The following is a 25037-nucleotide window of genomic DNA, read 5'->3' as shown; positions in this document are numbered from 1 at the left end:
TGGTATCCACACCGTATTCTGTAGCCGGCCTCTGTCAGGCCGGTGTACATGGGTGGTGTCGCACCGGCCTCACAGAGGCCGGCTACAGAATGCAGTCACCCTTCAATCGGATTCGGTATCATTCGTTAGCGGGAGCCGGCGTTCAGAACGCCGGCGCATCTCGTCCCGGCGCCGACGAAAGCGCCGTTCGTGCCGGAACAATCCGTAAGAAGCCACACAATGAACCTGTTCACCAAGTTCGAGGCGGGGCTGCCGCTGGCGCAGTTCCTGAAGTACGGCACCGACGCACACCGCGCGCGCTGGCAGGCCGCGGCCGCGCAAACGGTTCTTACCGGGCCGCAGCAGGAACTGGTCCGCACATTCACGCGACGCACAAACGTCCTGCTTCTCGCCGGGGCTTGGTGCGGCGACTGCTCGTCGCAGTGCCCCATCTTCGAGCGGATCGCCGAAATCAATCCGAACGTCGTCGTTCGATACATCGACCGCGACGAGCACGCCGACGCGCAGGCCGCGCTGCAAATTAACGGCGGAAACCGGGTTCCGGTCGCCGTCTTCTTCTCAGAAGACGGCCACGAGGTCGCCCGGTACGGCGAGCGCACGCTGGCCCGCTACCGTGCGCTCGTCGCCCAGCTCACCGGCGAAGGCTGCGCAACCGGCTTCGTGAAAGGAGACGACCCGGTCCAGAAGGCGGTAGTTCAGGAGTGGCTCGACCAACTCGAGCGCGTGCAGTGCATCTTGCGCCTGTCCCCCCGGCTCCGCGCGAAACACGGTGATTGAGTGAATTTTGGCAGGTTGGGCGGCTCGTTACGTTCGGGTTGTGGCTCTTCAGCCCCGAGCGTAAGCTAGAATTGGTTTTAACTGCTCGTCCAACCGATCTGAATGAAGGCGTAGCGCGTTCGTCCGCTCCGGAGCTGTCGATGATTCGGTACCGCTGCCCGCACTGCTCGCTCCTGACTGCGGTTCACGAGCGACGTGTCGGGCAGGCGAGCGTGTGCAAAGCGTGCCTGAAGCCCCATCAGATTCCGGCCGATCCCGCCCTCTGGTTGACCGCAACTGGAGACCCACTTCACACATTGGACGTGCCAGCGGAACCGATTGTGTCCGCGGCCGCCGAACGAGAAATCGTTCAGGAGCCGCAACTTACGGTTCCCGAACCTGCACCTGCTCCTTCGCACGTGCCGTTGCCGGAACCGGTGCGCGAACCGGAAATGGAGCCCGTTGCCGCGGCAACTGAGCGTCATCCGCACAGCGAGCCTGAACCGATTGCCGCGATGGGACGCGTTTCTCCCCCCCTTGAACAGGCTCCCGCCATTGAGGAAGAGCCCAGCCACGCCCCGGTTGCGACGCTAAATCTCCCATCACAAACGACTTGGGAATCGGCGCCTGCGCCGCTGCAACGAGTCCGGCCGACAGCCCCGTTGCCCCAAACAGGTGGCGATACCCCGCCGCCCCGGTACAGCGAACCGGTTCAACTTCAGACCCAGGCGGATATTGCAGCGGCGCTCACGAACGCGTTGACCGCCCGAATGAAGCCCCGCGCGGCCCCGCGTCGCGATCTGCGCCCGTCCACCGCGTTGTGGATGCTGCTGACCGGTCTGGGCGTTGCGTTCTTCCTTGCCGCACTTTTCACCGGGCCGGCGAACCGGTGGGTCGTGCTGGGGGCCGGTGCCCTGCAGATCACCCTTGGCTATGCCTGGATCGTTCGGCTGACGGCCATGCGCAGTGCCGTGCGCGGCCGGCTGTGCGCGGTCCCGGTCATCACGCCATATTACCTATTTCAGCAGAAGTACGCGAAGCTGCGGCCGCTCCGGTTCGTGCTCACCGGGGCCGCACTGGTGGCGCTCTCCCTGATCGTGCCGGCGGTTGCGGACCTGACACAGCCGCTGGCCCCGAAGGCCGAGCCGCGGCCGACGCCCCTGGACCCGTCCACGCAACCCGTGCTCGCCCAGTTGCGGACGTACCGCGAGCGGAGCGATTACGGCGGGCTGGTGCGCACGCTCGGGCTGCTGGCAAAGTCGGACACGATTCACTCGGTCGACGCCCGCGACCGGGCCGAAATCGCGGTCGAACTGGAAGGCTTGTGCAAACACGAGGACCGGACGGTGCGGCTCGGCGCGATGGCCGCGCTGGTGTCCTGGGATACGACCCCTAATAACGCAAAGGCGCGGCAGGTGTGTCTGGACGCGATCCGGTCGCAGAGCGAAGAGGAGCGGTACCGCGCCCTGTGCCTGCTGTCGCACTGGAAGGACGCCGAAACGGCCCGGGCGGCGCAATCGCTGATCGGCCGCCCGAACCGCCAAACGAACCAGGCGAAGCAGGCCCTGGAAGAAATCGGAGGCCCGCACGCCGAAGCCGCCGGGCTCGTGCTGCTGAAACGCGCCGACGACCTGACCGTGCGTCTCATCGCGATCGACATCCTGTTAAAGGTGGGCGGCCCGACCGCGGTCAACGAACTGGAGCAGTTCGCGCAGGCCACCGACGACATCGGCGCCCGCAACAGTGCCCTGTCCGCGGTGAACCAGATCCGCGGGCGCAAGCGCCCGTGACGCCGTGCCGGCGGAATCGCCGCAGCCCCGGTGACCGCCGGAAGTGCAACGAGCCGCGGCCGCCGGGGGCTGTCCCCGGCGGCCGCGGCTCGTTGCACTTCCGGCGGTGTGAATCAGAACCGGGAAGCGGCCACGGTGGCGCCGCCAAGGAAGTTGCTGAACGCGGTGAAGCTGCCCAGCTTCGTCCCCGTCAGCGGGTCGATCGCGACGGCGGACGCCTGGATGCCCACGCCCGGGGTAGTGAGAATGTCGTACCGGCCGTCGCGGTTGAAGTCCGAGAGGGCCACGTAGCCGCCGCCGGTGAACGTGGTGCCGAAGTCGTTCACGAAGAAGCTGCTAATCAGCGTGCCGTCGCGGCCGTTCACCACGCGGATGTTGAACCGCACCCCCGGGCCGCTGCCGAGCACCAGGTCCGGCGTGCCGTCGCCGTTCACGTCGCCGACGGCCACCGACACGTTGCCCAGGTACGGGCTGAACGCGAGGAAGCTGTTCTGGAAGCTCGGCAAGCTGGCCGAGACGAACGCGGTCCCGGTCTCGCCGTTGAACACCTTGGTGTGGCCGTTGATCGCGGCCGCGGTGACGACCTCTTCCAGGCCGTCGTTGTCGAAGTCGGCCGCGGAGATGGTGACGTTGCCCAGGAAGCTCTGGTACGAGAGGAAGCTGTTCAGCAGCGTGCCGTCCAGGCCGCTGAAGATCTTCACGTGGCCGTTCGCCCCGTTGGCCACCACGAGGACGTCGGCGAACCCGTCGCCGTTCACGTCGCCGGCGCCCACGTTCACCGACCCCGCGAACCCCGCGAACGAGAAGAAGCTGCCGATCGCGCCGGTCAACTGCTGGCCGGTGATGCCGTTAAACACCTTGATGTGCCCGTTACCGGCCTCGATCGCGGTGACGATCGCGTCCGGCACGCCGTCGCCGTTCACGTCGCCGGTGGCGACACGCACCCCGCCCTTGAACCCGTCGAACGGGATGATCGGCGCCGCGGTGCGCAGCGCGCCGGTGGCCGGGTCGAGCAGCCGCACGTCGCCGTTGGCGCCGAGGCCCGAGCCCACCACCACCGTGCCCTCGGGCACCACCGCGAGGTCGTACACCTCCGCCCCGTTGGTGCCGACCAGCCCGATCAGGGTGGCGGCGCCGGTGGTGAGGTTGATCGAGTAGAACCGCGTCTGCCCGTCGGTCGAGGCCAGGGCGGCGTAAGCGGTGCCCAGGCCGTTGTTGTTAGCGGTCCCAGCGGCCCCGGTGGCCTCGACGATGTCGAACCCGCCCTCAAGAGTCGCGCTCAGCGTGACGCCCAGCGCGCCGATCTGCGTGTACACCCCGCCGGTCGGGCTGTTCGGAGCGCCGTCCACGCTGCCGAGCCGCCCCAGCGTGCCGGTCGCCCGGTCGATCACGTACAGCGTGGTCGGGTAGGCCGTGCTCGCGCGGTCGGTGTTGCGGTCGTACGCGAGGCCGATGATCTCGGTCGTGTTCGGCGTGATGCCGACGTCGTTCGTGACCAGCACGCCGTTGTTCGGGTTGATGCGGGCGTTGCCGAGCGCGGCGCTCGCGAACCGGATGCGGTCCACGGTCGGGTTGAAGTCAATGTCGTTGGCGGTCGAGTCGTTCCCGCCCGTGACCGTGGCGCTGGTGCCGATCAGCGTCACAGCCCCGGTGTTCGGGTTAATGGAGTACGTTTTGGCCGGGTTGTCGCCGGTGCTGGCCGTCGGGAACGTGATCCCGATGAGCTGCCCGGTGCGCGGGCGGAAGTCGATGCCCTGGAGCGTTTCGCCCGCCGGCACGGCCACCGTGGTGGTCGCGGCGAGCGTGTTCGGGGACGCGGAGTCGAACTTGAGCAGGATGTTGTTGGCGCTGAGGGCGTACACGGTGGCCGGCACTTCGCGTGATTCAAGCGCCTCAAGCCTGAGACCGCGGGGGGGGGCTGTTGGGGAGGAGCGGGTGACCGGGGCGACGCGGCGGAGACGCGAGAGGAAGCGCGAGAGCATCAGGTCAGTACTCCAGGAATCAAGATGTCGGAGAGTGTTAAGGTACGAACGGAACTTGTGATAACCGCGTGAATACCCGGCGTCAACGCTTTATTTGCCCTAATCATTCCAAACCGCCCATTTGTCCGACACCAGTCGCCCGGGCAGCTCATTCAAACGACCCGGCGGGCCTGGCACACAGGTTCTCGAACCTGCGCACCGGCCCGCCGGGTTGTGACGGGAAACCGCTACGGAATGCGGCGCTCGATCCGGCGCAGCTCGCGCGGCGTGAGCCCGTAGAACTTGTACGTTTGAGTCCGATACACCGGGGTGTAGAAGCTGGGGTACGTGGTCGCGGTGAACGTCGGGATCGTCTTGTACTGCTCGACCGTGAGGTTGAGCGTCCCGACCTTCTTCTCCAGGTCCCACTTGGCCGCGTCCCAGGGGACGCTCACCAGCTTGTTAGCGTCCGTCGAGACGACCAGGTATTCGAGGTTGCCGGCGTCGTCGAACACGAGGTCCTCGACGGTCCCGATGGCGGTGTTGCCGGCGATCAGGATCTTGGTCCCGAGCACCTGCTTCGCGCGGAACGAGTTGGACGCACCCACCGCCGGTTGGGCCGACACGGCGCGGGGCGGGTCCGCGGCGAAAACCGGTACGGCGGACAGGAGAGCAGCGGCGGTCGCGGCGCGCAGGGTATTTTTCAGCATGAACGTCTCCGTGACGGGCGAGGTGCCGGACGCGGTTCACGCGTTCGGTGCCGCCACGGTTAGCAACTCTGGTGCCCCGACTCCGGGCGAGGGACTTTTCCCGGCCCTGTGGGCAAGGATCGGGGCGGCCGTTGTATGTCATCGGGCGGGACGATTCGCGGCGCCGGCGGCGCCCGTTACCCAACCGCTGAAAGCCCCCGCCTCGGGTCGGTTCAGACTCAACTAAGTTCGCGACTGACCTTCTTTTGCGAAACGCCGCGCGGTATCAGCACAAAAGCGGAACTTCCCGCACCGAATCTGTGGCCGGAATCATCGAATTCAGTACACGGGGCCGGCCCCGAACCTTCTGTCACAATTCCGCGTCCGTGCGACATTCTGCCGTTGCGGGCGCTCCTAGAATGGTGACAGAGGGGCGACCGCCGTGCCCCTCACACTCCGGGAGCCACCAAATGAGCAACACGCCCAACCGCGCGAGCAACTCGGCGGGCAAGCCTCGCAAGAAAGAGGTCACCCTGGACCTCGCGACCGCGCGCCAAATGCTGCCGCTGGTGCGGAGCATCGTGGCTGATGTTCAGACGGCCCGGCAGGCGCTGAGCCGGTTGGTGCCGGAGCAGGAGCGGCTGGAACGGCACCGCCGCGACCTCGTGTGGCAAGAGCGCCAGCGCCGCTACCAAGTGGCCGACGAAATCGCAGCCGCCGAGAAGAGTTGGGCCACGGCGGTGGCCGAATTGAACACGCTCGGCCTTACGCTTGTGGACGATGAGGTGGGAGAAGTGGACTTCCCCACAAAAGTGAACGGCCGCACCGCAGCGTTCTCGTGGCTGGCGAACGAAGAGGCGCTGAACCACTGGCACTACGCAGACGAAGAGTCCCGGCGCCCGATCCCGGCCGACTGGGATAAGTCCAATACCGTCAACGCGACCCGGTACCGCGGCAACCAGCCGTAACCCCGTGCCCGCATAACGATGTGCTCCGACACCGCAGTCACCTAACTGCGGTGTCGCTGTTTTTAGACCTGCTCCGCCGTGTCAACGTGCGGTTCATCTCTGCCAGTGTTGAGCCGTTACTGAATTCTTGACGCTCCTCGCAGCCGAGGCCTCACCTCTTGCGATGCTCGATCGCGGTCACTCGGCGTTCGCGTCGTAGCAATTGTTCCGGCCGAGCGCGAAGGTCGCGTTCGAGTGGTAGCGGTTCTGTCACTCGCGAGCGCCGTCCAGTACTGACATTTTGTATTTTTTACCTTCAGCCGTTTGCACCGAAAGCGGCAATGGTCTATGAAGTTGGTGTGCCCCGAAGTGCGGCCGACAACGGCCGAACAACGAGGTGCCCCGGCCCTCAGTTTTTGTGCGGGTTCGGGAGCTTCTTCACGTTGGGCTTTTACCGTTCCGAGGGGGGAGCGGTTTAGGCTGCCAGGCTACCGAAGGGATGGACGGGACCCGTAAGTATGCTTGGTACGCGGGGCGGGCTTCGGCCCGCCCCGCGTTATTTTGTGCGCGCGTTCAACCATTCTGAAAGCTCTGCGGCGGCCACGCTGCACCACATCACTTTCGCAGCAGCAAGATCACGATACCGAGCAGCGCCAGCACCAGTGCGACGGAGAGGGTAATCAGCAGCGCCGTCGGGCCGGCTGCCGGCGGGTGCGCGATCGGCAGGCGAGAGTCCGTGAGCCGCGGCGATGTGTCGCCGTCGTTGGCGAAAGCGGCCGGCTCGGGGTAAGTGCCCCGGGGGGCGCCCGAACTGTGTTCCGAAACCTTGATCTTGGTCGAGTCGGTCCGGACCGGCTCCCGCTCCGCGGGCAGCGCGGCCGACGATCCCGGGCCTCCGGGCCGACGCGCGGGGCCGGGGATCTGTGCCCGCGCGCCCGAAGTGCCGCGCACCACGGCCACCGGTGGCGCGGACCGGCTCATCGCGATCCGCGGCGGCGGGTCCGGCATCCACCGCGGGTCCGGCGGGGCCACCTCCCCGTGGTCGAACGGCGCCAGCGCCTCGAACACCCCGGACGCGGTCGGGAACCGATCGACCGCGCGCTTCTCGAGCATCCGGTGAACCACCTCGGCCAGTTCCTTCGGCACCTCGGGCCGCAACCGGCCGATCGGGACCGGGTCTTTGACTTGCTGCCACACCAACTTTTGGGCCACCCGCCCCTCGGGGAACAGCGGCCGCCCCGCGAGCAGGAAGTACAGCGTCGCGCCCAGCGAGTAGATGTCGGCCCGTGCGTCCACCTTCGAGCTGTCCACCGCCTGCTCCGGGGCGACGTAGTCGGCGGTGCCCAGGATGCTCTTGTTGTCGAGCTGCTTGGTGAGCATCGACGCCTTGTCGGCCTCCGACCGGACCAGCCCGAGGTCGAGGATCTTCACCATCCCGGTGCGATCGAGGAGCAGGTTGCCCGGCTTGATGTCGCGGTGCACGAAGCCGAGTTCGTGGGCGTGCTGGAGCCCGAACGCCACCTGGCGGGCGTAGTGGCACGCGGTCGCCACGTCCAGCGGCCCCGTCTGGGTGACGAGCGACTGGAGGCTGAGCCCCTCGACGTACTCCATCACCAGGTACAGGATCTTGCCCTCCTGGCACAGGTCGAAGACGCGGACGATGTTCGGGTGGTCGAGGGTGCCGGCGGCGCGGGCCTCGCGGAAGAACCGCTCGCGGGCGACCACGTCGTCGGTGGCGTGGACCGGGAACACCTTGAGCGCGACGAGGCGGCGCATGTGCCCGTGCTCGGCCAGGTACACCTGGCCCATCCCGCCGGCGCCGAGCTGGTCCAAAATCAAGTAGCTGCCGAGGTGAAACCCCTTGTACTTGCCCGCGGCCAGTTTGTCGGCGTGGAACCGCGTGAGGAGGCCGGCGGCCACCAGTCGGTCCAGTAGCACGGCGGTGGATTGGGCGTCACCGGGCTTCTGGCTCGCGAGAAACCCTTCCAGCCGGTCCGCCGGCACGAGGCCGCTTTTGCGGAGCCGGTCGAGCAGTTCGGTGACGCTGGTCGGCGCGGGCATACGGACCCGAAGGGCCAGAGTGGTGGGCGCTTCTAGCATAACACAGGTCCGCCGACCAGCTCAGCGGCTGGCGACGAGCACCGCCATGCCAACGAGCGCGGCAATCAGCGCAATCGTTAGCACAACGGCGTGCGTCCGTCGTTCTGGGGCCGGAGCACCGTTATCGGGACGGGGCCGCGGCTTCTCGGCGGCGGGCACCACGACTTCAGCAACGCGGCCGTGAGCCGGAACCCCGTTATCGGGACCGCGGGGCGGCTCCGGCGCGGGCAGCGGGAGCGCGGGCTTGGTGCGGTCGCGCCCGCCGGGCCTCACGATGCGGAGCGTGTCGGGAAGCGGATCGCCGCCGGTCGGCGGGCCGTGGTCGTGCGCGGTGCTGCGCGGCCCGAGCCGGAACAGCCGCTGCGGGAAGTCGTTCCCCGGCGCCGCCCACCACCGGAACACCTCGACGGCCTCGGCGGGCGTCTGGAGCCGGGCGCGGCGGTCGCGGGCCAGGAGCTTGTGGACCGCCGCCGCCAGTTCGGGCGGCAGGTCCGGGCGCAACTGGTGCAGCGGGTGCGGGTCGCCGGTCTGCTTCACCTGCCATTTCCACTGGATGTCGGTGCCCGGGAACGGCGGGTGCCCCGTCAGGAGGAAATAGAGGGTGGCGCCGAGCGCGTAGAGGTCCGCGCGGGCGTCGACGTCGGAGCTGTCGAGCGCCTGCTCCGGGGCGAGGTAGTCCAGCGTCCCCAGCACCACGTCCGACCAGTCCGTCGGCGGGTGCGTGCCGTCCGGAGCGAACTTCGCGATCCCGAGGTCGAGGATCTTGACCACCCCGGTGCGGTCGAGGAGCAGGTTGGCCGGCTTGATGTCGCGGTGAACCAGCCCGACCGCCGCGGCCCGGGCCAGCCCTTTGGCGACCTGCAGGCCCACCACCGCCGCCTCGCCGGCTCCGAACGTGCCGCCCCGCGCGACGGCCTCCTGCAGGCTGAGCCCGTCGACGTGCTCCATCACCAGGAACGGCGGGTCGTGGGCCATGTCCGCGTCGAGGACCGTCACGACGTTCGGGTGGGCCAGGGCGGCGGCGGCGCGGGCCTCGCGCATGAACCGCTTGCGCGCCCCGGGGTCCGAGCGGAGCGCGTCGGACAGCACCTTCACCGCGACCCGCTTGCCCAGCACCGAATGTTCGGCGAGAAACACGTTCCCCATGCCGCCGCGCCCGAGCCGGTCGAGCACGCGGTAGTTCCCCAGCCACAGCGCCCCCTCGTCCCCGCCCGCCACCGCGCCGGCCTGAAACGCCGTGAGCAGCCCGTCGGCGACGAGGCGGGCGAGCGCGGCCGGGGCGTCGGCGAACGCGTGCCGGGACGTGAACGCCTCCAGCCGCGCCGGCTCGACGAGGCGGGAGCGGGCGAGCGCCGCGAACAGCTCATGGACTGTTTGTGGGCGTGGCATCGGGTGCCCGGGCGGTTGGGGATTAATGCAGGATAGAACACGATTCGCCGGGGCCAATAATTCCGCGCCCGCGGGTTGCACGGGCGGGGGCGTGTTCTACTGTAGAGCGGTTCCCGTCGGCCCCACGCCGACCCGTTCCGCCCGTACCAGGGTGATCCGATGCGCCGCTCCCCGCGGCCGGCCCGTCGCGGCGTCGCGGCGATTGAGCTGGCGTTCGTGTTCATGCTGTTCGTGATCCCGCTCATGTTCGGGATCTGGGAGCTGGGCCGGCTGGTGCAGGTGCAGCAGCTCGTCAGCAACGCCACCCGCGAGGGCGCGCGGCTGTCGGCCCAGGCGTACACGATCAACAGCTCGGGCGCGCCGACGCAGATCCGGCTGAGCACCGGCACGGTGAACGTTCAGGCCTCGGTGTACCAGTACCTGTACGCGGCCGGGCTGACGAACCTGCAACTGAGCGACGTGACGGTCGAGTTCGCGTTCTCGACCCCCCGGACGACCGACTACGTGCCCCTCTCGACGGACCCGACCGGGACCAACTACCCGTTCGGCAGCTACCCGCCGGAGCCGTGCTACGGCGAGAAGGGGATGATCTTCACGCTCAAAATCACCATCCCGTGGAGCAAGGTGCGGTGGATCAATAAGGGCCTCATCAGCCCCTCCACCGTGTCGTTCACGGTCACCTGGCAGATGCTCACCGACGACCGGTTCCAGGTGAACGGCACCCTGCCCACCTGGTAGCTTGGGCGGAAGGCCGAGACCACACGTTGAGGAGCCGCGCCCGCGAACGCGCCGCGGCTCCCCCTCTACCGACTCCAACCCCCGGCGCGGACACCTATGCTCGCAACCCGACTCCGCCGCCGCCACCACCGCCGCGGGCTCACCGCGGTCGAGGCGGCGCTCGTGATGAGCGTGTTCCTGATGCTCCTGTTCGGCATGTTCGAGTACTGCCGGTTCCTGATGGTGCTGCACGTGACCAACAACGCGGCCCGCGAGGGCGCGCGGTACGCGGTCGTCAACGTGGACAAGCCGAGCACCTTCAACGTCACCGACTACACGTACACCGACGCGACCGGCGCCACCCAGACGGTCCAGAACATCGAGTCGTACACCCAGGACCGCATGGGCGGGATCCACGTTCGGAACATCGAGAGCTTCCGCATCGCGGTGTACTCGGTGGACCAGACCGGGCTGGCCCTCAGCCCGCCGGTGGTCCGGCCGAAGACCAAGACCGCCGGCGTGTACCCGGACCCGTTCAACGACGCGGACGCGAACGCGGTGCCGTGGAACTCCGCCGGGTTCACGGAGAAGATCGCGGTCACCATCGACGGCACCTACCGCCCGATCCTCCCGACGCTGCTGCTCATGCCGTCCACCATCTCGGTGAAGACCACCGCGATCATGGGCAGCGAGGGCTGAGCCCCGGAGCGCGGAGGGCAACCATCAAAAGGCGGGGGGCGGGAGGAGAAGCGAGGGACGCCCCCTTGCTTTCCCTTCCGCCCTCTGTTGTTTGATCTCTGCCCTTGAGCCCCTGCCCTCTGTCGTGCGCTCCCGCTATGAACCCCGAAACTGAAGTGATCGCGTGCCCGGCGTGCAAGCACCTGGTGCGGGTGCCGCTGGACTGGCTCGGCACGCAGGTGCAGTGCCCCGAGTGCCGGGCGCAGTTCCGCGCGCCGATCCGCGAGAACGGGACGCTCACGGGGGCCGAGCTGCTGTCGCGGCCGGGGCCGGCGCCGGGGCCGGCGCCGGCGCCCCGGCCGGACCTCATGCTGATGCTCCCGGCGTTCGGGCTGCTGGTGTGCGGCGTCGTCGGGGCGGTGGTGAACGGTTACCTGCTGTTCCTGGTGTTCGGCGACCCCGCCGCGGGCCGGCAGTGGGCCGCGAAACAGACCGAAGCGGTGCGCAAGATGGGGCTCGAGGCCGCCCCCGGCGGCACGCCCGAGGAGAAGGCCGCGCGAGAGGCGGAGGCGACCGAGCAGTTGCTCGGGCACTTCCGGTGGATCCTGCCGACCGCCCTCGCCGCCAGCGCGACCGTGCTCGCGGGCGGGCTTGCGATCGTGTTCCGGCGGAACTACCGGCTCGCGCAACTGGCGTGCGTGGTCGCGACGCTGAACGTCGCGCACCTGTGCTGCGTCCCGGGCGCCGTCGCGGGCCTGTGGGGGCTGCTGATGCTCGGCTCGGAGGAGGGGCGGGCGCACTTCCGGCGGTAGAGTCGCGCGGGAACCTGCTATCATGTCTGTTTGCTCCCGCGCGAGAGTGCTGAGATGTCCCGCTCCGGCCGACCGACCGACGACAAGCCCCTGCCGCCGCTGTACGCGATGACGCACGGCGGCATCGAGACCACCGCGGCCGACGAGATCACCCGCGACATCGGCGGGGAGGTGAAGAAGACGGCCCGCGGGCTGGTGGTGTTCCGCGTCGGCGCGCTCTCCGACAAGGTGCTGTCGCTGCGCACCACCGAGGACGTGTTCCTGATGGCCTGGGGGTCGGACTCGCTGACCTACAAGTCCGAGGACCTCGACACGATCCGCACCTGGACCGCGCGCAAGCCGGACTGGGACCACCTCTTCAAGCTGCACCACAAGCTGCGCCCGAAAACCAAGGGCAAGCCGACGTACCACCTCGTGTGCCAGATGCAGGGCGAGCACGGGTTCCGGCGCGCGGACGCGCGGGCCGCGTTCATCGAGGGGCTGGCGGGCAAGATCCCGCACGGGTGGCACTACAGCAACGAGAACGCGTGGCTCGAGATCTGGCTCACCATCTACAGCAAGACCGCCGTGTGCGGCGTGCGGCTCAGCGACCGCACGATGCGGCACCGGGCGTACAAGCTGGACCACGTCGCCGCGTCCCTCCGCCCCACCGTCGCGGCGGCGATGGTGCGGCTCGCGGGCATCGGCCCGGGGATGACGGTGCTCGACCCGTTCTGCGGGGCCGGCACGATCCTGGCGGAAGCGCTCGACGTGGCCGAGAAGCGGAGCCGCGGCGGCGAGATCCGCGTGATCGGCGGGGACATCGACCCGAACGCGGTGTTCGTGACCTCGCAGAACCTCGAGCACGTGGGCAAGGCGGCCCTCGCCCGCTGGGACGCGACGGCGCTGCCGCTGGAAACGGCGAGCGTGGACCGGATCGTGTCGAACCCGCCGTTCGGGAAGCAGTTGTCGTCCATCGAGCAGATCGGCCCGCTGTACGAGGCCGCGGGCGTCGAGATGGACCGCGTGCTGAAGCCGGGCGGCCGCGCGGTGCTGCTGGCGATGGAAGTGGAGGGCCTGAAGCGCGTGTTACAGGGCTGCCGCTGGCAGCAGGTGCGGCAGACGCGGGTCCGCCTCTTGGGGCTCCCCGCGGTGCTGACCGTGTGGAACAAGCCGGGCTGAGAACCGCCGCGTGCGCACGCGCCCCTCACCGAAGGCCGGTCACGTCTTCTCCAGCACCAGGTCGAGCGCCCAGCACCCGCGGGCGTGCGGCGCGTGCGCGTCGCGCAAGTGCTCCAGCAGCGGGGCGGCGTCGCACCCCGCCTCCTGGAGCGCGTCGGCCAGAATCGGCAACCGGTCGAAGGCCCGTTCCAGGTACGCGCCCTCCGCGAGCATCCGGACGTCCGGGGTGCGCCACGCGGGATCAAAATCCGTTGGCCGGAACGGGTTGCCGAAGACCTCGCGCACGAACGTCAGGAGGTGCCGCTCCCCGTTCTCGCGCCCCCGGAACCACGACCCGCCGGCTTCGATGACCAGGTCGGAATGGACCGCGAGGGCCGAATCCCAGAGCCCCGAGCGGACGCGAGGGTGGGCCACGTTCGGGGTCGCGGCGTACCCGGCCGCGTGGGCCGCCGAGGTGTGGACGCGGCGCCGAGAACCCAGCCGGGACGCGGAGCCCCAGGACGCCTGGCTCGCGAACTGGGCCGTCGCCTCCGTTTCCAGCCCGTCCGCGAACCGCTCCGTGACCTCGATCGCCCCGCGCGCTTGCGGCGCGAGGAGCAGGTCCCAGAACGGCCGCACGCACGCGATCGCGAACAGCCGCAGCTTGCGGTCGCTGCAGCGGCCGTTCAGGAACTGCCGAACGACTTCCGCGTCGGCGCACGCGTCCCATTCGTCGGCGGTCATACACGTTCTCGCGGTTTGAACATGGGCCGGTGGCGCTTACGACACATCGGTGGTGCTGCGAACCCGCCGTCACGAAGCGGCGGGCTCGGCCGCGCCGCTTCGTGAGTGAACGAAAAAGAGCGCGCGAGAATTCACGAAATCCTGATAAACTCTCGCCGCGTTCCGTTAATCAAGTTGAACGCGGGCCGGGCGCGAGCGCGGCCCGCGTTAAGTATCGAAGTGATTCCGGCCGTACCGGTCACGGCCGGCGAAACAAAAATGGGTTCTTGACGATCGCCCGGTGACTTGGACCTTGTTACGATGCAGGCTGAGCACTTTATAGCGTTGCATTCGGTACCGAGTTCGCTCCGGTCGCCCGCGGGCTCGGTGGCGCGTTGTCGGAGGACGTGATGGACCCCACCCGCGACATCGGCGCCCTGCTGGCGGCTTTCCGGGCCGGCGAGCCGTGGGCCGCCGAGGAGCTGTACGCCCGGTTCGGGCCGACGATCCGGGCGAACGTGCGGCGCCGCCTGCCCCCGCAGCTCCGGAGCCGGTTCGACTCGGTCGACTTCGTGCAGGACGTTTGGGCCTCGTTCCTGATCGCCCCGTCGGAGGGCCGCGCCTTCACCTCCCCCCAGGCGCTCGCCAACTTTCTCGCCCGGGTCGCGCACAACAAAGTCGTTGAGATGTCTCGGCAGCAGCTCGGAACGCAGAAGTACGACCGGTCCCGGGAGGTGCCCGCGGCCGGCGCCGAGCCCCCCGACCGCGCCCCGTCGCCCAGTCAGGTGGTGATCGCCGACGAGCGGTGGGAGCGGCTGTTACAAAACTTCTCGGGCCGGCAGCGGGTCGTCGCCGAGCGGCTGCGCGACGGGTACGGGCTCGACGACATCGTCCGGCTGACGGACGTGAGCCTGAGCACCGTCAACCGCATCGTGCGGCGGCTCAAGGACCTCGCGGGGGTGTAACCGTGGCGACCGTCACCGGCCTCGTCGACCCGTCACTCGCGGCGCCGGCCGCGCTCGCCGAGTCGCTCAAGCGGGCGTGGCGCGCCGGGGCCGCCCCGGACGCCGCCGCGGCGCTCGCCGAGCACCCCGTGCTGCTCGATTACCCGTCGCTGGTAATCGATCTGGCGTACGAGGAGTACTGCCTCCGCGAGGAGGCCGGTCCCGCGCCGGCGGTGGACGAGTTCGCCGCCCGGTTCCCGGCGCACGAAGCGCTGGTCCGCGAGGTGCTCGACGGGCACCGGCAGCTCGCCGATCACCCGGAGCTGCTGGCCGCCGCGCCGGCGTGGCCGCAGCCCGGGGACCGGTTCGAGCAGCTCGTGGTGGTCCGGGAACTCGGCCGCGGCGCGTTCGCCCGCGCGTACCTGGCCCTCGACCCCGAGGCCGGCGACCGATCGGTGGTGCTGAAACTGACCCCGGGGCCGTCCCGCGAGGCGCGCGTTCTGGGGGCGATCACGCACCCGCACATCGTGCCCGTCCTCTGGGCGCGTCAGTCCAACGGCTTCGCCGCCGTGTGCATGCCGTTCGTCGGAGAGACCACGCTACGCGACCTCATTGCGGCCCCGGCGCCGCTCGGGCTCGACCGGCGGGTGGCGCTGGCCGCCCGGCTCGCCGGCGCGGTGGAGCACCTGCACCGCGCCGGGCTGGTACACGGCGACCTGAAGCCGTCGAACGTCATCGTCGCGCCGGACGGGCGGCCGTACCTCATCGACTTCAACCTGTGCGCCGACCTCGCGGCCCCGGCACACCGGTGCGGCGGCACGCTCCCTTACATGCCGCCGGAGTGGCTCCGCGTGGTGGCCGGCGGCGGTGCGGCGGCGCCGGCCACCGCGGCCGACGTGTACTCGTTCGGGGTGCTGCTGTTCGAGCTTCTGACCGGCCACGTGCCGGCCGAACCGGGCACCACCGACGCGGCTCGCGCGGCGGCCGAACTGCTCCGGCAGTCGATTCCTCCCCGACCGCCGGTCGCACCGGCCGCCCTCGCGGGTCTCGTGCGCCGATGCCTGGACCCAATCCCCGAACGGCGGCCGGACATCCGCCGGGTGCGGGCCGCGCTCGAGCGGCACCTCGCCCGCCGCGTCCGCTGCTTCGCGGCCACGTTGGTCGCGCTCGCGGTTGTGCTGAGCGGGCTCGTCGCCGTCGCGCTCGCGCGCCGGTCCGTCGAACCGTCATCCGCCGAACCCGCTCCGCCGGCGCGTCCAGCGCCCGAGTTGCCACCGGAGCCCCGGCACGAGAGACCTGCCACGGCCGCCGAGCACTTCGAATGCGGCCGGCGTGCCCTTCAAGAGGGGTACGTTGCTGCGGCCCTCAAGAGCTTCGAGGACGCCGACCGGTTGGAGCCGTCCGGGCGGAACGCCGCGTATTTGGCTTACGCTCACTCGCTCGCCGCGAATCACGCGGGCGCGGTCGAATTGTACCGCCAGGCGGTCCGCGCGAAATTTGCGCCGGCCTGGGTGCGAAACAACCTCGGCCGGGCGCTGTTGCAGAGCGGAGGGACGCGGGCGCGGCTCTTGTGCGCCCGGGCCGAGGTCGCTGCGGCGCTGGAACGGGCGCCCGACATGCCCGCCGCCCGGTTGAACCGAGCGTACGTCCGATTCCGGCTCGTACTCGCGACCGGTTACGAGGTGAGCGACGACCCCGCAGCGCTGGACGACATCGAAGCCGCGCTGGCGGGGCCGGCCGAGTCGCCCGAGATGTACACGAACGCGGCCCTCGTGCTGCTGACCTTCGGCGGGGGACGGGAGCACTCGCACGCACGGGCCGTGTGGTGCCTCAAGCAAGCGGTCCGACTCGGCCGCCCGCCCGAACGGCTGCTCACCGATCCGATCCTCCAAAAGCAGCTCGGCGTGAAGGAGCGAGCTGAACTGTGCGGGTTGCCCCCTGGCGCGCCCGTTCCGGCCGCGGTGGACCCGCACCTCGCTCGCCCGCCGTTCGACCCACACACGTTCGCTCAGGCCGGCGGCGCGCCTTAACCTATCGAGCCGCTTCCCGCGGCCGTTTCCGTCACATCTGCTGTCGCGCCCTTTCGGATCACTACCCACGCCGTTCCGCGTTACCCGGGTACTGTTGCACCCCAATCGCTTCACGCCCGCGGGCGATAAGTTGATGCACCGTGGCACTTTGCGCAAACCGGGCTAACCGAGTTCGTGAAGCGAAGACAGCCGCACGTCCCTTCTGCATGTGTCCCGTGGGCTCCCGCCACCATTTTTGACATTTTTCGCACACCGTTCTCGATGGAGCGGGTGAACGATCGCGCGGCAGGCGCCGCGCGCCCCACCCCGACGAGGATGTCGAATGACGCACGCACGCCCCACACCGTTCCGGTCACGGCTCACGCTCGAAGCGCTCGAATGGCGGGACCAGCCGTCCGGGCTGGGGTTGGAACCGCCCACCGGCACGCAGCCGGTCCTCGTGGCGTTGGCCGCCGTGCCGGTGAACAAGGCCCCCGAGATCGTTGATTTCGAGTCCGCAGAGATCGGGAACGGGCACTTTCTGATTACCGGGCGTGTGGTCGACGAGACACCGGGCGGGCGGACGGTGACGTTCGGAGGGGCGGTCGCCCAGCTCACCGGGAGGACCGTGGTTACCGACGAGGACGGTACGTTCTCGATTACGGTGCGGATCAAGACCGACGGCACCGAGGGCGGGACCGTGTCCGCCGTCACCACCGACGGAGAGCTGAAATCCAAAGAGGTGCTGACGCACCTCAGCGCGACACCGACGCCGTGAGCGCCGCGCAGGAACGGGTGAACCGAACGGGGAGGGCGTGGCGTGGCGGGATGCGGTAACGCAGGGCGGGACCCGGGCGCCCGGCTCCTGCCGCTGATCGCCCGGGTCATCGACTTGGGGCGCGGCCCGCCCGGGCTCGTGCAGTGGGTGACCGCCCGGCTCGGGTGCGGGTTGGGCGCGCGGGAGCTGGCGCACCGGCTCGCGGGCGAACTGGCCCGCCCAGGGGCGGGTGCCGCCGATACGCTCCCCGCCGCGCCGCACCAGCACACGCGAGGCGACCTCCGGAAATCTCGAACGACCGAACCACTGTAATGTGCAAGAATATGTTCCTGGGGGCTGCGCTCGCGCGGCTGACGGCGCTCGCCGTCAGCCGCGCCGGGGACGTTCCGCCGGACGAGGCGCGGGCCGGGCTGCGGGCTCCGGGTGCTACGCGCCCGGAGCCGAGAAGTACCGGGGCCTCGGCCCAGGCGCGGACAAGGGGCTGCGGAAGCAGGCCGCCGAGGAATACTACCGGCCCCCGCGCCTCGACTATTTCAAGGACACGGACGCGGTCGGTAGTTCCGGCGGCGATGGCGCCCAACCGCTCGCGCGGAGCGGCGCGGCGATCAAGGGGCGGAACGCCTGGACCATTTGGGCCGCCGGGAACGAGGCGTGGTGGGACGGGCTCGCCCGGTACGGGTACGGCACCATCGACCTGCCGTGGCTCCCCGCCCCCGGCCACCGCGACGCCCGGTTCGCCCGCACGTGGCTCGTCAACGAGCCCGGCACCCGGCTGCCGTTCGAGGGCGAAGACGCGCAAACCTACCGGGTCCGGTTCGCGCGCCCGATCCGGCCCGACGACGGCCCGTGCCGGGTGCTGCCCGGCGACGCGCCGGAAAAGCGCCCGCCGCACGTCGGATACCGGCCCGCGGTTGACGGCGAGAAGTGGTACGACGCGAGTTCCTACGACCCGAGCGAGCGGAAGCACCCGGACGAGTACCCCGTGTACGGGTACCCGACCGGGGTGGTCGTGCTGCGCCTGTTCCCGATTCCCCGGGGGACGCCGATCAACGCGCTGGCCTGCATCGGCCCCGAGACGCCGCTCGCGAACAAGCCCGACCGGCTGAGCGCGCCCGGCGCAGAATTCCTGAAGTGCAGGGACGTGAAGCCGGGCGACACGAACGAGGACGCGAAGGCGCGCGGCGCGCGGACTTCGATCTGACGGTCGGGTCGGCCCTGATTAATGCGAGCAAGTGCCCGGCCCACGTCACCGACCTGGGCCACGACTACGAGTTCATCCGGCGCCTGTCGGACGAAGAGAAGCGCGAGCGGATCGCGCTGCTGAAGACGTTCTGACCGCCGGCCCCGTTACGCCCCGCCGCTCCCGGGTGCCCCCGCGCCGGCCCTGGGCCGCCCTCCCGCCCCCGAGGCCCGTACCCATGCCCGAGATCCGCACGGACCGGCAGCGACCGGAGGCGTCGCCGTTAGTCGTCGTCGGGGCGGGCGCCGGCGTCGCGCCGCTGGCCGCCCGGCTCGCCGAGCGCGGGTACGCGGTGCTGATCGCCGAGATGGGGCAAGAAAAGCCCGCGAAGCCGGCCGACGCGCGGGTCGAGAACGCCGACATGCCGCTCCTGCACCCGGAGGTCACCGAGGACCCGCGGCACGCGCTGCGGTTCTTCGTGCGGCACTTCGACGGCCCGCCCGCGGACAGCCTCGACCCGAAGGTTCATGCCCCGCTGCCGGGCTCCCCGGCCCCGCACCCCGAGAACGAGGCGGGCATCTTCTACCCGCGCCCAGGGGGGCGGCGGGTGCGCGATCCACAACGCCATGATCATCGTGTCCGGCCCCGCCGAGAACTGGGACCACATCGCCGAGGCGACCGGCGACCCGGGCTGGCGCGGCGACCGGATGCGGGCGTACTTCGAGCGGCTCGAGCACTGCCACTACAACCGGCGCGGGTTCTTCGACCGGATCCGCCGGTTCTTCGGGCTCAGCACCGGCTGGGAGGACGGCCGGCACGGCACCCGCGGGTGGTTCCAGACCACCACGTCCGACCTGCGGTTCCTGTTCCGCGACCGGCGCCCAGCGAAGGTGGTGCTGGAAGGCGCGTACGGGGTGATCCAGGCGCTGGCCCGGGCGGGGTGGTTGCGCCACGTGGACTTTCTGTCCACGGTTTCCGGCGGCGGCTACACCGGCGGGTTCCTGGGGCGCGTCTTCGATCCGGGCGGGAAGCGCGACGGGGTGACCGGCGCGATCCCGACCCCGGAGGGTGGGGCCGGGCAGGAGCGGGTGGCGCGGGACTTGGTGGGCTCGCGCTCGGAGCCGATCTCGTGGCTCCGCCGGCACTCGAACCACCTGTCGCCGACCGGGCACGGCCAGTTCGCCGCCAACCTGGCCGCGTTCTGGCGGAACCTGACCTCCGTGCGATCGGCGCACATCGGGGGCAACCGGTTCCGTTAGCCCCGAGGAGCCTCGGGGCTAACGGAACTGTTCGCGCTCGCCCGGGCCGTTCGCTGGGAGCCGGCTACGAACATCGGCCCGGACCGTCACGCGGGTCGTGGCCCGCGAGAACCGTTTGGAGTCTGTAAAGATTGTGAATGCCAACACATTAAGCGACGCCATGCCCCGCGTTCTTACCCGGCCGCGGGCGGCACTCGCGCTCGCACTGGTACTCGCGGCCGGGGCCGCCGCGACGCCCGGCGGGGCCGGCGCGTCCGACCATGCCGACCCGATCGACCCGTTTCGGCGCTCGGACGAACCCGAGCGCGGGCTGACCGGGCTGTTCGTGTTCCCGGTTTACGACGGCAAACGGACCAAGGGCGGGAGCGAGAAGGACTTGAGCAAGGCCCAGGACGAGAAGCTCGTGCTGATCGTGGGCGCGAACCGGCTGCGGGCCACGCCGCCGTACCGCGGGCTGGACGCGTTCGAGTTCGTCATCAACGTGGACAGCGCGCGATCGGCGAAGATCAACTACCCGAAGGAGCTGGCGCGTCCGACCAGCGCAGACGAGCGCAACACGGCCCGGTACGGCGGGGTGGTGGACCACCCGGAGGCCATCAGGCCGACGTTCCGCATCACCATGAAGCTGAAGAACAGCCTGGAACCGTTCACCGACCAGAACTTTCTCAGCCGGAAGGTCGAGGCGGACCGCGGCAACGGGTTGCAAGAGGTGCCGCTGTCCACGGTGACGAGGTGGGGGGCGGGGGTGCGCGACGACCCGTTCATTTTCCCCGCGTTCTTCGGCACCAACGTGATCGCGATGGCGGTGGAGGTGCCGTACAGTGCGTTCCCACGGACGCCCGGCACGGACTCGCTCCTCGTGTGGGCCACGCGATCTCGCAACGGCGCGCAGGTGGGCCACGTCGGCCGCGCCCAGCGCGCGCAGCTCCCGCGGTTCGATTTGCTGAACACGATACCGCCGAGCGAGCACGTGAAGGCGATCCGCGAGGCCCGTGAGAAGCCGGGGGTGCGGACCGACGCGCTCCGCTACCTGTTCCCGGCCGAGTTCAACTTGCGCTCGTTCGACGACCAACCCGACGTGGCCATCTTCACCCGCCGGCACCCGCCGGGGTTCCCGAACGGGCGGCGGCTCGAAGACGACGTGGCCAAGCTGACGTGCGAGCAGGGCGACTGCCAACTGTACGAGCTGTCGTTCGTGCCCCCGCGGTCGCCGAAGGTGCAGGAGGCGGCCAAGTACGACGCCGGCCGGCCGACCGCGAACGACCGGCCGTTCCTGGACGAGTGGCCGTACCTGGCCGAGGCCCAGGAGGAGCCGATGCCGGTGCCCGTGGCCGACCTGACGACGCGGACCCGCATCGTCTTCGTGGCGATCGCGCTGATCGTGTTGGCCGTGTTCCTGTTCCCGTTGGTGCTGCTGTACCGGTCGAAGCGCCAGCTCCGCCGGCTCCGCCAGGCGGTCACGCTGGCGGTGGCGCCCCCGACGCCGCCCCCCGGCGCGCCGGGAGGGGCGTCCTCATGAGCACCGATGGCCTGACCGTGTATCCGGGCGAAGAAGGGGCCACGCCGGAGGACTGGGCGCACCCGGGCTCGACGTTCGCCGCGGTGCGCGACGCGGTGTTCGAGGACGCCCGGTACTACGACGTGTGGAACGGCCCGGGCACGGCCAAGCGGCCGGTGTACCCGTTGGGCCTGTGGGATTTACTACGCCGCGCGCTGCGCGCCGGACGTTACCCGTTCCGGCGGCCGACCGGACCGTTGACACCCGCGCCGACTTGCGCGGGGGCCGGACCGCCGGGGCGTGCGCCGGCTCCTCCACCCGAACGAGTGTGCCTCACGGGGGTGTGGGAGATCACCGAGCCGACGGAGTACACCGGGTACTTCCGGCAGAACAGCAAGGGGCTGGTGATCGGGCGGTACTCGGCGGGCGGCGAGGCGCTCCGCGGGCAACCGCTGTCGCTGTCGCTGGTGGGCAAGCTGTACCCGACGACGGACCGGCCCGACCCGCGGCCGAGGAGGACGCGCGCGTGCCGTCGCTGATCTTCTCGCTGATGCTGGTCGAGGACGCCCGGCGGCTCCTGATCAGCAACCTGGACCTCGCCCCGCTGTGCCAGACCGACGGGCCGGACGGGAAGATCGCGTCGTTCGGCGCGGTGGAGTTTTACAATCTGTTTCCGGAGACACGGGCGACGTTCTCGGTCGCCACCGCGGCGCGGATGAACGCGTCGTTCCCGTTCGTCAGCCCGGCCGTAACCCCGCCGACGAACCCCGGTCGGCGGGTGGTGGACGCGGGCTACTACGACAACTACGGGATCGACATCGCGAGTGACCGATGACCGACGAGCAGCGCGAGCAAATCGTTCTGGCCGCCCAGAGTGAGGTCAACCGGCTGCTCACGGAACTCGAACGCGTGTACCTCTGGGTGCCCCCGGCGGCACCCGCGGTCTGCGGGGCAAACGGGTGACCGTGTCGCTTTCTTGACGAGCCGCGACCGCCAGGGAGCGGGATACGTGGCACCGCTCCCTGGCGGTCGCGGCTCGTCAACAAAAGCGGCCATATTACCGGGCACATGGATCAGGGAGCCCGTTGCGGCGCCGACTTTCAAGCTCCGATTGCGGCGCGGCGTGCGGCGCCGGATAATCGGACCTTACGGCTGTTCGAACGTGAGCGGGGATAAGGCATGGCGCGCTTCATCCTGGCGGCGTGTGCGGTGCTCGTGCTGGCGGAACTGGCCCCGGCGCGCGCACAGTTCGCGTGCGGCCCGCTGTGCGGCCCCGGATACGGGTTCGGCGGTTACTCGTACACGTACCGCACCGGCTTCGGGTTCTCGGTCGGCGGCCCTCACTTTCGCGTGAGCGGTTTCGCGGGCGGGTACGTGTCGCGTGCGGTGTACTACGCCCCGCCTTTGGTCCCGGTCTCGCCGTTCGGGCCGTTCGGACCTGTGGGGCTGGCGCCGGCGCCGCTCGTCGGGTTCGGTCGGCCGGTCATCGTCGTTCCGACCCCAATCATTCTCGGCGGGGATTTCGGCCGCGATACGCCGGAGGTGGTTGTCGCCGGGGCGGCCCCGCGCGACGACGGCGGCCTGTTCCCGCGCGGCGCAAAAGAGGGTGACTTCCTCGTCATTGCGCCGAAGAAACGGACCGCCCCCGCGATCGCCCGGGTGGCCGACGTGCGGCCCGGACCGGTGATCGCGTTCAACCCGTTTGTGGCGCCGGTGAAAGTGGCGATGGACCGCGCCGATCCGGACCCGAAAAAGGAAGCCGCGCGCCAGATCGGGTTGGCACGGGCCGCGTTCGCCGCGGCCGACTACGGCCGCGCGGCCGATCACTTCACACGCGCCAGCGCGTCCGATCCGGGCGACGCGCGAACGTACTTTTTGCACGCGCAGGCGAAGTTCGCAGCCGGTGAGTTCGTCGAAGCGGTAGCGCGCGTGCGGGACGGGCTGGCGCGTGATCCCAAGTGGCCCGCGGCGCCGTTCGACCCGACGGAACTGTACGACGGCCGTGCCGACCGGTACGCCGCCCACCTCGCCGCGCTCAAGAACGCGACGGCAGACAACCCCGGGCAGCCCGCACTGGAGTTCCTGCTCGGCTACCAGTTGTGGTTCGGGGGAGAGAGGGCCGAGGCCGAGAAGCTGTTCCGCACCGCCGAGAGGCGGCTCGCCGCCCCAGGGCCGATTGCGCTGTTCAAGTGACGCAGAGCCAAGAGCAGCTACTCGAGTCCCAGCACCAGGTCTAGCGCCCAGCACCCGCGGACGTGCGTTCCCTCGCCACGGCAGTGACGCAGCAGGGCGTCGCTGTCGCAACCCGCGTCCTGGAGCGCGTCGGCGAGAATCGGCATCGCGGCGAAATCGCGCGTCTCGTACATTTGTTTGGCGAGCGCGGTCACGGTGTCGGTGCGCCACGCGGGTACGAAGTGTGACGGCTGGAACGGGTTCCCGGCCACCTCCCACACCATCTCGCGCATCAGGGCCAGGTGAGCTGCGACAGCGGCATGAAACTCGGGGGACGTGGCAAAAAGCAGGCCGGTCGCGCCGGTGCGCGTCTGGACCACCGCGCCGAGCGCGCGCGTGCCGACCATTTCGAGCGGTAGCGGGTCGGTGGCTGCGAACGCAACCGCCCACGCCAGATCCGAGCACGCGTGGGCGGTGAGCGCATCCGCGCCGGTGTCAGTGGCCCGCCGGTAGGCGTCGTAAGACTGCTGCGCGAGGGCTCGGCAGGCGTGCCGGGCGCGGTCCAGCGCGCCGGCCGTCACCCGCCCGTCGGCGTACTGATCGACGACATCGAGCGCGGCGGCCAAGTCCGGGTGCGTGACCAAACCGGTGACGGTTCTGCACAGCCCGACCGCCAGCAGCCGCCGGCGGCGCGGCGGCAGGTGCTCGGCGGCGTGCCGCACGCGGGCGGCGTCGTCGGTCGGCGAGAGCCACTCGTCTTCGGTCATCGGGCGGGTCGCTACGGGAGCAGGTCCACCACCTGCGCGAGGTGCAGCTCCGCGACGAGCGGCGAGACCAGCGCGTTCGGCGAGCAGAGCCTGACCGAGTTGTAGGAGAACCCGTGCTGCGCGGCCGGGTCCGGGCGCGGGTCGCGGAAGATGTGGAGCTGCCGCGCCACCACGTCGATCACCCAGTAGTCGAGTACGCCCGCGGCGGCGTGCCGGCTCGCCTGCTCGGCTAAATCGTACCCCGCGTCGGCGTCCTCGATCTCGACCACCAGCACCGGCACGCGCTCGGCGTCGGTGGCCGGGTGCACGCGGACCACCGACACGTCCGGGGCGCTGGCGTCGGTGCCGTCGTGCCAGTGGACCGTGTACAGGTTCGGGGCGAACACGTTGCGGAGCCAGTTCTCGGTCATGCGCTGTGCGGTGGCGGCTTGCACGCGGTGCGCGGGCAGAACGGGGGTCGACATGCTCGGAACCTCCGAATGAGCCCCGGCCCGCCGCACGAGGTGATTGGATGCGGTCGTTCGGAGCGGAAAGGCGGTGGGCAGCTTATTGCCAACGCTGGTCGCAAACTGCCCGGGAAAGGACACCCGCAAAGTGTAACCGACCGGTTCCAGGGCCGCACGCCGAAATTCGATTTTCAGTTTGGCCGTTTGGCGACTTGGACCTGCCGGTATCCGGAAACGCCCCGAACGGGCGCGGGGAATGTGTGCCGCACGGAACCATGAAGT

Annotated in this window: 27 protein-coding genes; 19 read left to right on the top strand and 8 right to left on the bottom strand. The window is 69.9% G+C overall.

The window, feature by feature from the left end; translation table 11 throughout:
* Positions 1-219: 219 nt before the first annotated feature.
* Together GobsT_RS03815 and GobsT_RS03810 are read left to right on the top strand one after the other, a co-directional pair.
* On the top strand, positions 220-777 hold the full coding sequence (locus GobsT_RS03815; RefSeq protein WP_010052642.1) for a thioredoxin family protein: 558 nt from the start codon (positions 220-222) through the stop codon (positions 775-777).
* A 749-nt stretch (positions 778-1526) separates the two neighbouring features.
* The gene (locus GobsT_RS03810) at positions 1527-2546 is read left to right on the top strand and encodes a HEAT repeat domain-containing protein (RefSeq protein ID WP_010052640.1); all 1020 of its coding nucleotides are present in this window, start codon (positions 1527-1529) and stop codon (positions 2544-2546) included.
* Between the two features lie 113 nt (positions 2547-2659).
* On the opposite strand, the gene GobsT_RS03805 is transcribed toward GobsT_RS03810, so the two are convergent.
* Together GobsT_RS03805 and GobsT_RS03800 are read right to left on the bottom strand one after the other, a co-directional pair.
* The gene (locus GobsT_RS03805; protein ID WP_162542185.1) at positions 2660-4420 is read right to left on the bottom strand and encodes a DUF4394 domain-containing protein; all 1761 of its coding nucleotides are present in this window, start codon (positions 4418-4420) and stop codon (positions 2660-2662) included.
* Between the two features lie 335 nt (positions 4421-4755).
* The gene (locus GobsT_RS03800) at positions 4756-5217 is read right to left on the bottom strand and encodes a PRC-barrel domain-containing protein (RefSeq protein ID WP_109571321.1); all 462 of its coding nucleotides are present in this window, start codon (positions 5215-5217) and stop codon (positions 4756-4758) included.
* A 449-nt stretch (positions 5218-5666) separates the two neighbouring features.
* Here GobsT_RS03800 and GobsT_RS03795 point away from each other — a divergent pair, with 449 nt between their 5' ends.
* The gene (locus GobsT_RS03795) at positions 5667-6164 is read left to right on the top strand and encodes a DUF2203 domain-containing protein (RefSeq protein WP_010052963.1); all 498 of its coding nucleotides are present in this window, start codon (positions 5667-5669) and stop codon (positions 6162-6164) included.
* Between the two features lie 594 nt (positions 6165-6758).
* On the opposite strand, the gene GobsT_RS03790 is transcribed toward GobsT_RS03795, so the two are convergent.
* A complete protein-coding gene (locus GobsT_RS03790) occupies positions 6759-8243 on the bottom strand; it encodes a serine/threonine-protein kinase (RefSeq protein ID WP_081471841.1) in 1485 nt (494 codons plus the stop codon).
* 21 nt (positions 8244-8264) lie between these two features.
* A complete protein-coding gene (locus tag GobsT_RS03785; protein ID WP_010045902.1) occupies positions 8265-9632 on the bottom strand; it encodes a serine/threonine-protein kinase in 1368 nt (455 codons plus the stop codon).
* A 159-nt stretch (positions 9633-9791) separates the two neighbouring features.
* On the opposite strand from GobsT_RS03785, the gene GobsT_RS03780 reads away from it, so the two are divergent.
* The 4 genes from GobsT_RS03780 (at position 9792) to GobsT_RS03765 (ending at position 13000) form a co-directional block, all read left to right on the top strand.
* Positions 9792-10370 (top strand): TadE/TadG family type IV pilus assembly protein, encoded by a 579-nt coding sequence (locus GobsT_RS03780; protein WP_010045904.1) that lies wholly within the window; start codon positions 9792-9794, stop codon positions 10368-10370.
* Between the two features lie 96 nt (positions 10371-10466).
* Positions 10467-11048, top strand: a complete 582-nt coding sequence (locus GobsT_RS03775; RefSeq protein WP_010045906.1) for a TadE family protein — start codon at positions 10467-10469, stop codon at positions 11046-11048.
* A 137-nt stretch (positions 11049-11185) separates the two neighbouring features.
* A complete protein-coding gene (locus GobsT_RS37455) occupies positions 11186-11839 on the top strand; it encodes a hypothetical protein (protein ID WP_162542186.1) in 654 nt (217 codons plus the stop codon).
* A 54-nt stretch (positions 11840-11893) separates the two neighbouring features.
* Positions 11894-13000: a methyltransferase domain-containing protein gene (locus tag GobsT_RS03765; RefSeq protein WP_010045911.1), complete on the top strand. Its 1107-nt coding sequence runs from the start codon at positions 11894-11896 to the stop codon at positions 12998-13000.
* Between the two features lie 39 nt (positions 13001-13039).
* Here the strand turns inward: GobsT_RS03765 and GobsT_RS39315 are convergent, their stop codons facing one another.
* The gene (locus tag GobsT_RS39315; RefSeq protein WP_010045913.1) at positions 13040-13723 is read right to left on the bottom strand and encodes a hypothetical protein; all 684 of its coding nucleotides are present in this window, start codon (positions 13721-13723) and stop codon (positions 13040-13042) included.
* Between the two features lie 389 nt (positions 13724-14112).
* On the opposite strand from GobsT_RS39315, the gene GobsT_RS03755 reads away from it, so the two are divergent.
* From GobsT_RS03755 to GobsT_RS03730, 6 genes are all read left to right on the top strand, one after another.
* Positions 14113-14667 (top strand): RNA polymerase sigma factor, encoded by a 555-nt coding sequence (locus GobsT_RS03755; RefSeq protein WP_010045915.1) that lies wholly within the window; start codon positions 14113-14115, stop codon positions 14665-14667.
* Positions 14668-14669: 2 nt separating this feature from the next.
* Positions 14670-16676 (top strand): serine/threonine-protein kinase, encoded by a 2007-nt coding sequence (locus tag GobsT_RS03750; RefSeq protein ID WP_010045917.1) that lies wholly within the window; start codon positions 14670-14672, stop codon positions 16674-16676.
* 322 nt (positions 16677-16998) lie between these two features.
* The gene (locus GobsT_RS03745) at positions 16999-17433 is read left to right on the top strand and encodes a hypothetical protein (RefSeq protein WP_010045918.1); all 435 of its coding nucleotides are present in this window, start codon (positions 16999-17001) and stop codon (positions 17431-17433) included.
* A 42-nt stretch (positions 17434-17475) separates the two neighbouring features.
* Positions 17476-17745, top strand: a complete 270-nt coding sequence (locus GobsT_RS03740) for a hypothetical protein (protein WP_010045920.1) — start codon at positions 17476-17478, stop codon at positions 17743-17745.
* A gap of 1 nt (position 17746) precedes the next feature.
* On the top strand, positions 17747-18634 hold the full coding sequence (locus GobsT_RS03735; RefSeq protein ID WP_010045923.1) for a hypothetical protein: 888 nt from the start codon (positions 17747-17749) through the stop codon (positions 18632-18634).
* The gene (locus tag GobsT_RS03730) at positions 18565-18768 is read left to right on the top strand and encodes a hypothetical protein (protein WP_010045926.1); all 204 of its coding nucleotides are present in this window, start codon (positions 18565-18567) and stop codon (positions 18766-18768) included. The genes GobsT_RS03735 and GobsT_RS03730 overlap by 70 nt, the downstream gene beginning before the upstream one ends.
* Positions 18769-18896: 128 nt before the next feature.
* Here the strand turns inward: GobsT_RS03730 and GobsT_RS03725 are convergent, their stop codons facing one another.
* Positions 18897-19241, bottom strand: a complete 345-nt coding sequence (locus tag GobsT_RS03725) for a hypothetical protein (RefSeq protein WP_148087598.1) — start codon at positions 19239-19241, stop codon at positions 18897-18899.
* Here GobsT_RS03725 and GobsT_RS03720 point away from each other — a divergent pair.
* From GobsT_RS03720 to GobsT_RS03700, 6 genes are all read left to right on the top strand, one after another.
* Positions 19240-19872, top strand: coding sequence for a hypothetical protein (locus tag GobsT_RS03720; RefSeq protein ID WP_010045931.1), 633 nt, complete (start codon positions 19240-19242; stop codon positions 19870-19872). The two genes, GobsT_RS03725 and GobsT_RS03720, sit on opposite strands and share 2 nt — an antisense overlap.
* Positions 19873-20032: 160 nt before the next feature.
* Complete coding sequence (locus GobsT_RS03715; RefSeq protein ID WP_010045933.1) at positions 20033-21391, top strand: hypothetical protein; 1359 nt, start codon at positions 20033-20035, stop codon at positions 21389-21391.
* Positions 21388-21909 (top strand): hypothetical protein, encoded by a 522-nt coding sequence (locus GobsT_RS03710; protein WP_010045934.1) that lies wholly within the window; start codon positions 21388-21390, stop codon positions 21907-21909. The genes GobsT_RS03715 and GobsT_RS03710 overlap by 4 nt, the downstream gene beginning before the upstream one ends.
* Positions 21897-22205 (top strand): patatin-like phospholipase domain-containing protein, encoded by a 309-nt coding sequence (locus tag GobsT_RS03705; protein WP_010045936.1) that lies wholly within the window; start codon positions 21897-21899, stop codon positions 22203-22205. The genes GobsT_RS03710 and GobsT_RS03705 overlap by 13 nt, the downstream gene beginning before the upstream one ends.
* A complete protein-coding gene (locus tag GobsT_RS40375; RefSeq protein ID WP_010045938.1) occupies positions 22202-22333 on the top strand; it encodes a hypothetical protein in 132 nt (43 codons plus the stop codon). The genes GobsT_RS03705 and GobsT_RS40375 overlap by 4 nt, the downstream gene beginning before the upstream one ends.
* A gap of 216 nt (positions 22334-22549) precedes the next feature.
* Positions 22550-23563: a tetratricopeptide repeat protein gene (locus GobsT_RS03700; RefSeq protein WP_010042758.1), complete on the top strand. Its 1014-nt coding sequence runs from the start codon at positions 22550-22552 to the stop codon at positions 23561-23563.
* Between the two features lie 17 nt (positions 23564-23580).
* On the opposite strand, the gene GobsT_RS39310 is transcribed toward GobsT_RS03700, so the two are convergent.
* Together GobsT_RS39310 and GobsT_RS37450 are read right to left on the bottom strand one after the other, a co-directional pair.
* The gene (locus tag GobsT_RS39310; protein ID WP_010042756.1) at positions 23581-24309 is read right to left on the bottom strand and encodes a hypothetical protein; all 729 of its coding nucleotides are present in this window, start codon (positions 24307-24309) and stop codon (positions 23581-23583) included.
* Between the two features lie 11 nt (positions 24310-24320).
* The gene (locus GobsT_RS37450; protein WP_010042753.1) at positions 24321-24773 is read right to left on the bottom strand and encodes a Uma2 family endonuclease; all 453 of its coding nucleotides are present in this window, start codon (positions 24771-24773) and stop codon (positions 24321-24323) included.
* Positions 24774-25037 lie beyond the last annotated feature (264 nt).

The organism is Gemmata obscuriglobus (genome assembly GCF_008065095.1).
Classification (GTDB): domain Bacteria; phylum Planctomycetota; class Planctomycetia; order Gemmatales; family Gemmataceae; genus Gemmata; species Gemmata obscuriglobus.
This window is presented reverse-complemented; position numbering and strand designations above follow the sequence as displayed.

What these genes read in the sequence shown, in the direction of transcription:
- GobsT_RS03815 (WP_010052642.1), top strand. Translation starts at nt 220, where the DNA reads ATGAACCTGTTCACCAAGTTCGAGGCGGGGCTGCCGCTGGCGCAGTTC.
- GobsT_RS03810 (WP_010052640.1), top strand. Translation starts at nt 1,527, where the DNA reads ATGAAGCCCCGCGCGGCCCCGCGTCGCGATCTGCGCCCGTCCACCGCG.
- GobsT_RS03800 (WP_109571321.1), bottom strand. Translation starts at nt 5,217, where the DNA reads ATGCTGAAAAATACCCTGCGCGCCGCGACCGCCGCTGCTCTCCTGTCC.
- GobsT_RS03795 (WP_010052963.1), top strand. Translation starts at nt 5,667, where the DNA reads ATGAGCAACACGCCCAACCGCGCGAGCAACTCGGCGGGCAAGCCTCGC.
- GobsT_RS03790 (WP_081471841.1), bottom strand. Translation starts at nt 8,243, where the DNA reads ATGCTAGAAGCGCCCACCACTCTGGCCCTTCGGGTCCGTATGCCCGCG.
- GobsT_RS03785 (WP_010045902.1), bottom strand. Translation starts at nt 9,632, where the DNA reads ATGCCACGCCCACAAACAGTCCATGAGCTGTTCGCGGCGCTCGCCCGC.
- GobsT_RS03780 (WP_010045904.1), top strand. Translation starts at nt 9,792, where the DNA reads ATGCGCCGCTCCCCGCGGCCGGCCCGTCGCGGCGTCGCGGCGATTGAG.
- GobsT_RS03775 (WP_010045906.1), top strand. Translation starts at nt 10,467, where the DNA reads ATGCTCGCAACCCGACTCCGCCGCCGCCACCACCGCCGCGGGCTCACC.
- GobsT_RS37455 (WP_162542186.1), top strand. Translation starts at nt 11,186, where the DNA reads ATGAACCCCGAAACTGAAGTGATCGCGTGCCCGGCGTGCAAGCACCTG.
- GobsT_RS03765 (WP_010045911.1), top strand. Translation starts at nt 11,894, where the DNA reads ATGTCCCGCTCCGGCCGACCGACCGACGACAAGCCCCTGCCGCCGCTG.
- GobsT_RS39315 (WP_010045913.1), bottom strand. Translation starts at nt 13,723, where the DNA reads ATGACCGCCGACGAATGGGACGCGTGCGCCGACGCGGAAGTCGTTCGG.
- GobsT_RS03755 (WP_010045915.1), top strand. Translation starts at nt 14,113, where the DNA reads ATGGACCCCACCCGCGACATCGGCGCCCTGCTGGCGGCTTTCCGGGCC.
- GobsT_RS03745 (WP_010045918.1), top strand. Translation starts at nt 16,999, where the DNA reads ATGACGCACGCACGCCCCACACCGTTCCGGTCACGGCTCACGCTCGAA.
- GobsT_RS03720 (WP_010045931.1), top strand. Translation starts at nt 19,240, where the DNA reads ATGATCATCGTGTCCGGCCCCGCCGAGAACTGGGACCACATCGCCGAG.
- GobsT_RS03725 (WP_148087598.1), bottom strand. Translation starts at nt 19,241, where the DNA reads ATGGCGTTGTGGATCGCGCACCCGCCGCCCCCCTGGGCGCGGGTAGAA.
- GobsT_RS03715 (WP_010045933.1), top strand. Translation starts at nt 20,033, where the DNA reads ATGCCCCGCGTTCTTACCCGGCCGCGGGCGGCACTCGCGCTCGCACTG.
- GobsT_RS03710 (WP_010045934.1), top strand. Translation starts at nt 21,388, where the DNA reads ATGAGCACCGATGGCCTGACCGTGTATCCGGGCGAAGAAGGGGCCACG.
- GobsT_RS40375 (WP_010045938.1), top strand. Translation starts at nt 22,202, where the DNA reads ATGACCGACGAGCAGCGCGAGCAAATCGTTCTGGCCGCCCAGAGTGAG.
- GobsT_RS03700 (WP_010042758.1), top strand. Translation starts at nt 22,550, where the DNA reads ATGGCGCGCTTCATCCTGGCGGCGTGTGCGGTGCTCGTGCTGGCGGAA.
- GobsT_RS39310 (WP_010042756.1), bottom strand. Translation starts at nt 24,309, where the DNA reads ATGACCGAAGACGAGTGGCTCTCGCCGACCGACGACGCCGCCCGCGTG.
- GobsT_RS37450 (WP_010042753.1), bottom strand. Translation starts at nt 24,773, where the DNA reads ATGTCGACCCCCGTTCTGCCCGCGCACCGCGTGCAAGCCGCCACCGCA.